Source organism: Rhizobacter sp. P1_G5 (assembly GCF_056405435.1).
This window is the reverse complement of the sequence record NZ_JBFUCB010000240.1, coordinates 1-8,407: the sequence shown is the minus strand read 5'-3', so window position 1 is coordinate 8,407 and position 8,407 is coordinate 1. Positions and strand designations below refer to the sequence as shown.

Genomic DNA, 8,407 nt, shown 5'->3' with positions numbered 1-8,407 from the left:
GTGCACCTCGTAGAGCAGCTGCTCCTTCACGGTGTGCTCGTCGATGCGCCCGCCGGTGCCGGCGGGCTTCGTGATGACGCAGCCGCCGTCGGCATCGATCTCGGCGATCGGGTAGCCGAGCGCCGCGAGGCCGGGCACGTCCTTGTAGCCCGGATCGGCGTAATAGCCGCCGCTGACCTGCGCGCCGCATTCGAGCAGGTGCCCGGCCATCGTCGCACCGGCGATGCGGTCCCAGTCGTCGCGCGCCCAGCCGAAGTGCGCAAGTGCCGGGCCGACGGTCAGCGACGGATCGGCGACCCGCCCGCAGACGACGATCTCGGCGCCGGCCAGCAGCGCATCGGCGATCGCCTCGGCGCCGAGGTAGGCGTTGGCCGCGACGATGTTCAGCGCGGCCGCCTGGGGCCCCAGCGCGTCGAGCAGCAGGCCGCGGTGCGCATCGCCGGCGAGGTCGTCGCCCGACACCACCGCGATGCGCGGCACGCGCACACCCAGCTCGCGCGCCAGCGCCGCGATGTGCCGCGCCGCGCCCTGCGGGTTGGCCGCGCCGAAGTTGCTGACGATGCGCAGGCCGCCGGCCAGGCAGCGCGCGAGCACCGGCCGCAGCAGGTCATCGAGCAGCGGCTCGTAGCCGCCCAGCGGATCGTCGCGGCGCGCCAGCTGCGCCAGCGCCAGCGTGCGCTCGGCCAGCGTCTCGAAGATCAGCACGCCGGGGCCGCCGGCGGCGAGCAGCGCATCAACCACCGGGCCGGCCGCATCGGTGCGGTCGCCCGAGAAGCCGGCGGCGCAGCCGATGCGCAAGGGTTGTCGATTCATCGGGCCGACTGTAGGCAGCGGCGATTAATATGGGAATTCGCAATTTCGGATGAGTTGATCTGCAATGCAAATGAATGTCTCGACCCGGCAGTTGCGCGCCTTCGTGCTGCTGGCGGGGCAGCGCAACTTCACGCGGGCCGCGGCGGCGATGCACTTGTCGCAGCCGGCCTTCAGTGCACTGATCCGCCAGCTGGAGGAGGCGCTCGGGCTGCGGTTGTTCGACCGCAGCACGCGCTCGGTGGAGCTGACGGCCGAGGGCCGCGAGTTCGAGCTGTCGGCGCGGCGCGTGCTCGACGAGTTCGACAGCGCACTGGCCGGCGTGCGCGACCAGGCCGCGCGGCGGCGCGGGCGGGTCTCGATCGCGCTGCTGCCGTCGCTCGCGGCCGGCTGGCTGCCGCCGGTGCTGGCGGGGTTCCGCGCTGCCTGGCCGGGCATCGAGCTGCAGGTGGCCGACGTGCTGTCGGAGCCGTGCATCGAGCTCGTGCGCAGCGGGCATGCGGACTTCGCGCTCGCGGCCACGCGGGCCGAGACGCCCGAGCTGCGCGCCGAGCCGTTCTGCAGCGACGACTTCCACCTGGTGTGCCCGGCGCGCCATCCGCTGGCCCGCCTGGCCGAGGTGCGGCCGAAGGACGTGGCGGCCTGGCCCTTCATCCACCTGTCGCGCACATCGAGCGTGCGGCAGTACCTGGATGCGGCGACGCATCCGCAGGTGATGAACGCGGTGCTGGAGGTCGACCAGCTCGCCACCGTGATGGGCATGGTGCGCGCGGGGCTGGGCGTGAGCATCGTGCCGTGGCTGACGCTGTTCCACTTCAAGGCGCCCGGCGTGGTCACGCGGCCGCTGGCGTGGACCGGGCTGCAAAGGCAGCTCTACCTGGTGCGGCGGCGCGACCGCGGGCTGTCGGTGGCGGCGCAGGGCTTGTACGAGTGGGTGATGGCGCGGCCGCCGGAGGGGACGAAATCTGCAGCCGGTGGCAGCCGCGTCAGCCGCAAGAAGCCGACCCGCAGCCCGTGATCCCGCCCGCCGGCAGCGCCTGCGGCAGCCGCACCTCGCCGCTCACCGGGTCGTAGCCGACACCCCGCAGATGCAGCGCCAACGCCGCGTCCATCGTCTGCGCATGCGTCGGGAACCAGACGGCCAACTCATCGGCCATCTGGCGGATCATCGCCACCTGCCCGCGCGCCGCGCCTTCGCGCATCACCTCGAGCACCACGCGGTGCTGGGTCGCGTGGCAGTTGCCGGAGGCGAAGCCGGTGTCGCGCATCCAGCGGTCCTCCTGGTCGAAATGCCCTTGCGTGTGCTCGACGAGCGCATCCCAGGCAGTACGCACCGCCTCGTCATCGGCGGTCGCCACCTGCGCCAGCAGGTCGACGAACGCCTGGTGCGTGTGGTCCATTGCCTCCAGCCCGAGCGCGAGGCCGTCGGACCAGGCCAGGCGTGGCCGCGGCGGAGGAAGGGGGGCGGACAGCGATTGCGGATCGACGGCAAGGGCAGACATGGTGATGGGGCGGCAGGGCAGAGTCGAAAGCCCGATCCTGGGCCGCATCGGGCGGCGTGTCGTTGCGGCCGATCAAGTCAGAACGGGCCGCTCTCCAGCCAGCGTTCGATCTGCGGGCGCCGATCGTTGCCCCAGAACGGCTCGCCATCGAGCACGAAGAACGGGGCACCGAACACGCCGGCCGCGATTGCCGCGTCATTGACCTGGCGCAGGCGGTCCTTCCAGACCGGATCGGTCCAGACGCGCTCGGCCGCGCCGGCCTCGAAGCCGAGATCGGACGCCAGCCCGGCCAGTGCCGCGGCATCACCCAGGTCGACACCGCGCGTGAAGTACGCGCGCAGGCACAGCCGGGCCCAGGCCACGGCGCGCGCCGGATCGCTGTCGTGCAGGAACCAGAACACGCGCGAGGCGTTCTGCGTGGCGATCGGGAATTTCGCCGGCATCGCGAGCGGCACGCCGGCGAAGCGCGCCGAGYGTTCGAAGTCGTGCAGCGAGTACTCGCGCTTGACCGGGTGCGAGACGGGGCTCTTCAGCTCAGCGGCCTGGAACACCGCGCCGAGCATCACCGCCTTCCACGCGACGGTGCGGCCGTGGCGCGCCGCCAGGGCCTCGATCCATTCGGAGGCGATGTAGGAGTACGGGGATGAGAAGTCGAAGTAGAAGTCGATGGGGGTGTTCATGCCAGCGCCCGCCCGATCAGGATCTTCTGCACGTCGCTCGTGCCTTCGTAAATCTGGCACACCCGCACGTCGCGGTAGATGCGCTCGACCGGGAAATCGCTCACGTACCCATACCCGCCATGGATCTGGATCGCCTCGCTGCACACGCGCTCGGCCATCTCGCTCGCGAACAGCTTGCCCATCGCGGCCTCCTTCAGGCACGGCTGGCCGGCATCCTTCAGCCGCGCCGCATGGTGGATCAGCTGCCGCGCCGCCTCGATCTGCGTCGCCATCTCGGCCAGCCTGAACTGCAGCGCCTGGTGCTCGAAGATCGGCTTGCCGAACGCGACACGCTCCTTCGCGTAGCGCAGCGCCGCCTCGAAGGCCGCGCGCGCCATGCCCACCGCCTGCGAGCCGATGCCGATGCGCCCGCCCTCCAGCCCCGACAGCGCGATCTTCAGCCCCTGCCCTTCATCGCCCAGCCGGTTCGCCACCGGGATGCGGCAGTTCTCGAACAGGATCTGCGCGGTGTCGCTCGCATGCTGGCCCATCTTGTCCTCCAGCCGCGCCATGCTGTAGCCCGGCATCGAGGTCGGCACGATGAACGCGCTGATGCCCTTCTTGCCGGCCGCCTTGTCGGTGACCGCCATCACGATCGCCACGTCGCCGTGCTTGCCGCTGGTGATGAACTGCTTGACGCCGTTGAGCACGTAGTGCTCGCCGTCGCGCACCGCGCTCGTCTTCAGCCCGTCGGCCTGCGAGCCGACGTGCGGCTCGGTCAGGCAGAACGCGCCGAGCATCTCGCCGCGCGCGAGCGGCTTCAGCCACAGCGCCTTCTGCGCCTCGTCGCCCCACRCCATCAGGATCGAGCACACCGGGCAGTTGTTGACGCTGACGATGGTCGACGTGGCACCGTCGCCGGCCGCGATCTCCTCGAGGATCAGCGACAGGCTCAGGTAGTCGAGCCCGGCACCGTCCCACTCGGTGGGCACCGCCACGCCGTAGCAGCCGAGCTCGGCCAGCCCGCGCAGTTCGTCCTTCGGGAAATGGTGCTCCTTGTCCCAGCGGGCAGCCTGCGGGGCGATGCGGTCCTGCACGTAGGCGCGCACGGCGTCCTGCACCGCGCGGTGGTCTTCGGTCAGCATGGGTCGTCTCCTCGATTCTTCGTTCAGCCTCACCAGGCCAGCGGCTGGTGGTCGTGGTTCAGGAAGCTGCCGTTCTCCGACGGTTGCAGCGCGGCCAGCGTGCGCCGCATGTCGGCCACGCTCTGCTYGACGCTGATGTCGGCCGACGAACCGCCCATGTCGGTGCGCACCCAGCCCGGGTGGAAGGCGACGCAGGTCGCGCGGCCGGCAAGCGTGAACGACATGTCCTTCAGCACCGAGTTGAGCGCGGCCTTCGACGCGCGGTACAGCCAGCTGCTGCCCGAACTGCGCAGCCCGATCGAGCCCATGCGCGACGACAGCACCGCGAGCTTCGCGCCGGGCGCGAGCGATTCCATCACCTGCGGCAGGATGCGCATCGCGCCGAGCACGTTGGTGTGCATCACCGCATCGAAGTCGGCCTCGCTCGGCGTCTGCGGCGCCGCCAGCTGCGGCCCGAGCACGCCGGCATTGACGACGACGACGTCGAAGGCCTGCCCGTCGATGCGCCAGGCGAGACCCGAGGCGCTGGCGGTGTCGGTCACGTCGAGCGCGAAGGCCTCGGCGCCGAGCTGCTGCAGGCGGGCGATGCCGGCCTCGTCGCGCGCGGTCGCAGTGACGCGCGCGCCGGCCTCGCGGTACTGGCGGACGAACTCGAGGCCGATGCCGCGCGAAGCGCCGATGATGAGGATGTTCATGGGGTCGTGAGTGTCTCCAGCTGCAGGGCGTTCGGCAATGCCGCGCCCGCCGCCGTGTTGTCGAAGATGCACCAGCGCTCGGCGTGCGCCGGCAGTTGCGCGAGGACCTGCGCACGCTCGCGCAGCCATGCCTCGTCGTAGGCCGACCAGTAGGTCCGCGGCGAGCCGTGCCAGCGGAAGTAGAAGACGGCCGGGCGCCGCGCCGTCGACGCTCCGGCCCACCCGCCGGGGTGCTCCGAATGCGGCCACTTCGCGGGGTCCACGGCCGCGCGCGCCACCTCGCAGCGCGCCAGCAGTTGGTCGGCCTGAGACGTGAACCAGCTGCGGTGCCGGGGCTCGCAGACGACGGCGCCGTCGAAGGCCTCGCCCAACCGCCCGAAGAAGCGCCCCGCCACGTCGGCATCGAACGCGAGCCCCGGCGGCAGCTGCACCAATGCAACGGCCCACTTGGGGCCCAGCCCACCGGCCTCGTCGACGAACTGCGCGAGCAGCTCGTCGGCATCCGCCATCCGGCATTCGTGCGTGATGCGCTTCGGCAGCTTCACCGCGAAGCGGAAGTGCTCGGGCGTGCTGTCGGCCCACCGCGCATAGGTCTGCGTGCGGTGGCCGCGGTAGAACGACGAATTGATCTCCACGCAGTTCATCCGCATCGCATAGCGCTCGAGGTGCGTCCCGTCGCCGGGCAGCGCCGCGGCATTCGCGGCGGAAATCGCCCACCCCGCCGTGCCGATGCGCACCGGCGGCGCGAGCGACGACCGCCGCGTGCCCGTCAAACCAGCTCCACCGCCATTGCCGTCGCCTCGCCGCCACCGATGCACAGCGCGGCCACGCCGCGCTTCAGACCGCGCTTGCGCAGCGCGCCCAGCAGCGTGACGACGATGCGCGCACCGCTGGCGCCGATCGGGTGGCCCAGCGCGCACGCGCCGCCGTGCACATTGACGATCTCGTGCGGCAGCTTGAACTCGTGCATCGCCGCCATCGTCACCGCGGCGAAGGCCTCGTTGACCTCCCACAGGTCGACCTCCTTCGCGGCCCAGCCGGTCTTCTTCAGCACCTTCTCGATCGCGCCGATCGGCGCCGTGGTGAACCAGTTCGGCGCCTGCGCATGCACCGCGTGCGCATGGATGCGCGCAAGCACCTGGCTGCCCAGACGCTTCGCGGTGCTCTCGCGCATCAGCACCAGCGCCGCGGCGCCGTCGGAGATGCTCGACGCATTCGCCGCGGTGATCGTGCCGTCCTTCTTGAACGCCGGCTTCAGCGTCGGGATCTTGTCGAGCTTGGCCTTGAACGGCTGCTCGTCGAACTTCACGACCGTGTCGCCCGCCTTGCCGGCGACCGTCACCGGCGCGATCTCCCAGTCGAAGCTGCCGTCTTCGTTGGCCTGCTTGCTGCGCTGCGTCGAAGCGATCGCGAACGCATCCTGCGCCTCGCGGGTGAACTGGTACTTGGCCACGCACTCCTCGGCGAACACGCCCATCGCGCGGCCGCGGTCATAGGCATCCTCCAGCCCGTCGATCGCCATGTGGTCGAACATCTGGGCCGCCCCGTAGCGCACGCCCTTGCGCGCGAACATCAGGTGCGGCGCGTTCGTCATGCTCTCCATCCCGCCGGCCACCATCACGTCGACGCTCTCGGCCTTCAGCATGTCGTGCGCGAACATCATCGCGCGCATGCCCGAGCCGCACATCTTCGACAGCGTCACCGCCCCGGCCGATTGCGGCAGCCCRGCCCCGAGCGCCGCCTGGCGCGCCGGCGCCTGGCCCTGGCCGGCCATCAGGCAGTTGCCCATCAGCACCTCGTTGACGGCGTCGCCGGTGATGCCGGCGCGCTCGACCGCGGCCTTGATCGCGATCGCGCCCAGCTGGTGGCCGGCCAGCGCGCTGAAATCACCCAGCAGGCCGCCGATGGGCGTGCGGGCGGCGGACACGATGACGATGCGATCAGACATGAGGGTCTCCTTCAGGGTGTGGTGAACAGGTTCTACGCTTCGCGGCGATCTCTCGCAATGCATCCAGCAGCCGGTCGACCTCGGCCTCGGTGTGCGCCGCCGACAAGGTGATGCGCAGCCGCGCGCTGCCCGCCGGCACCGTCGGCGGCCGGATCGCCGGCACCCACAGGCCGCGCTCGCGCAGGCCCGCGGCCATCGCCAGCGCCTCGGCATTGCCGCCGAGGATCAGCGGCTGCACGGGCGTCGGCGACGGCGGGTTCTCCCACGGCAGCTCGGCCAGCCCGGCGCGCAGCCGCCGCACCAGCGCCAGCACATGCGCGCGCCGCTGCGGCTCGCGCTGCATCACGCGCAGGCTCTCGCGCAGCACCTCGCACTGCATCGCCGGCATCGCGGTCGCGAAGATGTAGCTGCGGGTGCGCTGCAGCAGCCAGTCGATCAGCGTCGCGTCGCCGGCGACGAACGCGCCGGCCACGCCGGCCGCCTTGCCGAGCGTCGCCATGTAGACGAGTCGCTTCGAGCGCAACCCGAAATGTGCCGCGGTGCCGCGCCCGTCGGGGCCGAGCACGCCGAAGCCGTGCGCATCGTCGATCAGCAGCCAGGCGTCGTGGCGCTCGCACAGCGACAGCAGCCCGGGCAGCGGCGCGAGGTCGCCATCCATGCTGAACACCGCATCGGTGACCACCAGCTTGCGCTCGGCGGTCGACGCGGCGAGCCGCCCGGCCAGCGCCTCCAGGTCGCCGTGCGGGTACACGCCGATCTGCGCGCCCGACAGCCGCGCGCCATCGATCAGGCAGGCGTGGTTCAGCGCGTCGCAGAACAGCGCATCGCCTCGCCCCACCAGCGCCGGCAGCAGGCCGACGTTGGCCGCGAAGCCGGCGTAGAAGCTCAGCGCCGCCGRCAGGCCGACGAACGCGGCGAGTTCGCGCTCCAGCGCGTCGTGCGCCTCGGTGTGGCCGCAGACCAGCGGCGAGGCGGTCGCGCCGACGCCCCACTGCCGAGCCGCGCGCTGCGCCGCGGCGATCAGGTCCGGGTGCTGCGCCAGGCCCAGGTAGTCGTTGCTGCAGAACGCGAGCAGCGCTTCGCCGTCGACCACCATGCGCGGGCCGTCGACCTGCTGCACGACACGGCGGCGCCGGCGCAGGCTGGCGCCGTCCAGCGCGTCGAGCTGCGCGGTCATCTCGCCGAGGTCGAAGGCATTCATCGCGCGGTCCAGTGGGGCAGCATGTCCTGCGCGGTCGCGTGCGGCTGGTGCGGCAGCTCCGCCCACAGCGGCGCGTCGATGCGCTCGCGCAGCGTCGCGATGTTCTCGTCGGCCGCGCGCATCGCCGGGTCGATGCGGTTCGCGACCCAGCCGGCCAGGCGCAGCCCGCGCGCGCGGATCGCCTCCTGCGTCAGCAAGGCGTGGTTCAGGCAGCCCAGTCGCAGGCCCACCACCAGCAGCACCGGCAGGTCGAGTGCCTGCGCGAGGTCGGCACCGGTCTGCGTGTCGTTCAGCGGCACCAGGAAGCCGCCGGCGCCTTCGACGACGACCGCGTCGGCCAGCGCGGCCAGGTCGCGGTAGCGCCGGCCGAGCTCGCAGATGTCGATCTGCACGCCGGCGGCGCGCGCCGCCAGGTGCGGCGACAGCGGCAGCGGCAGGCAGTACGGG

At 71.7% G+C, this 8,407-nt stretch carries 10 protein-coding genes; 1 reads left to right on the top strand and 9 read right to left on the bottom strand.

Annotated elements, in window-relative coordinates:
* Nucleotides 1-813 (bottom strand): acyclic terpene utilization AtuA family protein (locus tag AC1D12_RS17285; protein WP_477841776.1); only part of this gene is annotated, 813 nt, incomplete at its 3' end.
* Between the two features lie 70 nt (nt 814-883).
* On the opposite strand from AC1D12_RS17285, the gene AC1D12_RS17280 reads away from it, so the two are divergent.
* The gene (locus AC1D12_RS17280) at nt 884-1,828 is read left to right on the top strand and encodes a LysR family transcriptional regulator (protein WP_477827746.1); all 945 of its coding nucleotides are present in this window, start codon (nt 884-886) and stop codon (nt 1,826-1,828) included.
* On the opposite strand, the gene AC1D12_RS17275 is transcribed toward AC1D12_RS17280, so the two are convergent.
* From AC1D12_RS17275 to bioD, 8 genes are all read right to left on the bottom strand, one after another.
* Nucleotides 1,797-2,312 (bottom strand): hemerythrin domain-containing protein, encoded by a 516-nt coding sequence (locus AC1D12_RS17275; protein WP_477827745.1) that lies wholly within the window; start codon nt 2,310-2,312, stop codon nt 1,797-1,799. The two genes, AC1D12_RS17280 and AC1D12_RS17275, sit on opposite strands and share 32 nt — an antisense overlap.
* A gap of 77 nt (nt 2,313-2,389) precedes the next feature.
* On the bottom strand, nt 2,390-2,992 hold the full coding sequence (locus AC1D12_RS17270) for a 2-hydroxychromene-2-carboxylate isomerase (RefSeq protein ID WP_477841774.1): 603 nt from the start codon (nt 2,990-2,992) through the stop codon (nt 2,390-2,392).
* Nucleotides 2,989-4,116, bottom strand: coding sequence for an acyl-CoA dehydrogenase family protein (locus AC1D12_RS17265; RefSeq protein ID WP_477841772.1), 1,128 nt, complete (start codon nt 4,114-4,116; stop codon nt 2,989-2,991). The genes AC1D12_RS17270 and AC1D12_RS17265 overlap by 4 nt, the downstream gene beginning before the upstream one ends.
* A 29-nt stretch (nt 4,117-4,145) precedes the next feature.
* Complete coding sequence (locus AC1D12_RS17260; protein ID WP_477841770.1) at nt 4,146-4,811, bottom strand: SDR family oxidoreductase; 666 nt, start codon at nt 4,809-4,811, stop codon at nt 4,146-4,148.
* Entirely contained in the window at nt 4,808-5,584 is a 777-nt protein-coding gene (locus AC1D12_RS17255; protein ID WP_477841768.1) for a DUF72 domain-containing protein, read from the bottom strand. The genes AC1D12_RS17260 and AC1D12_RS17255 overlap by 4 nt, the downstream gene beginning before the upstream one ends.
* Nucleotides 5,581-6,759, bottom strand: a complete 1,179-nt coding sequence (locus tag AC1D12_RS17250; protein WP_477826453.1) for an acetyl-CoA C-acyltransferase — start codon at nt 6,757-6,759, stop codon at nt 5,581-5,583. Before AC1D12_RS17250 ends, AC1D12_RS17255 begins: the two co-directional genes overlap by 4 nt.
* On the bottom strand, nt 6,752-7,960 hold the full coding sequence (gene bioF, locus AC1D12_RS17245; protein ID WP_477841766.1) for an 8-amino-7-oxononanoate synthase: 1,209 nt from the start codon (nt 7,958-7,960) through the stop codon (nt 6,752-6,754). Before bioF ends, AC1D12_RS17250 begins: the two co-directional genes overlap by 8 nt.
* The coding region (gene bioD / locus AC1D12_RS17240; protein ID WP_477841764.1) for a dethiobiotin synthase at nt 7,957-8,407 on the bottom strand (451 nt) is incomplete at its 5' end. The genes bioF and bioD, both read right to left, overlap by 4 nt.